The organism is Streptococcus cristatus, assembly GCF_003943505.1.
GTDB lineage: Bacteria > Bacillota > Bacilli > Lactobacillales > Streptococcaceae > Streptococcus > Streptococcus cristatus_E.
In genome coordinates this window covers 1-650 of sequence record NZ_RJPS01000086.1, presented here as the reverse complement: position 1 = coordinate 650, position 650 = coordinate 1, and the positions used below count along the sequence as shown (strand labels likewise).

Genomic DNA, 650 nt, shown 5'->3' with positions numbered 1-650 from the left:
AATTCAACATTGGCAACAGCACCATTCCCCAAAATGATCAGGATAGCTGTTCCTAAAAATTCCGTGGCATATTTAATAGCCCAACTGAAATCCATCTAATTTCTCCTTTAAAATTTTTTAGACAATCTATATTTTATCAAGTATAATGGATAATGTAAAGGTCATTTTAAATAAAAACCAGAAAAAGAGGGAAAAATATGCGCTTCAATCAGTATAGTTATCGCAAGACAAATCCAGACACTATGCGCCAAGAATTAGCCGAGTTGGGCTTCATCTATGAGCCGCAACTTTCTGACAAAGACAATCTCCAAAGCTTCCTACAACGTTGTTTCTTTCTCTATCAGGATAGGGACTACTTGCTTCGAGCTTGGGCAGCTGATAGCGAAACTGACCTATTGACCTTCTTCGAGTCAGACCGCGAACTGACAGCTGAGGTCTTCTATATGACTGCCTTTCAGCTCTTGGATTTTGTGCCTTTTGTTGATTTCACCGATCTTGAGAAATTCCGAACAGAAAGCAACTTCCCTATCGTTTACGGCGATCTGCTAGAAAACCTCTATCAGTTACTCAACACTCGGACAAAAAATGGCAATCTGTTGGTTGATAAGCTGGTCAGCGAGGGTTTGATTCCTGAGGACAATACCTACCAC

At 40.3% G+C, this 650-nt stretch carries 2 pseudogenes; one reads left to right on the top strand and one right to left on the bottom strand.

The window, feature by feature from the left end:
* A pseudogene (locus tag D8792_RS11140) lies at positions 1-95 on the bottom strand (aquaporin); the annotation flags it as partial.
* A gap of 102 nt (positions 96-197) precedes the next feature.
* Between D8792_RS11140 and D8792_RS11135 the strand changes: the two are divergent.
* Positions 198-650: pseudogene (locus D8792_RS11135) on the top strand (Xaa-Pro dipeptidyl-peptidase); the annotation flags it as partial.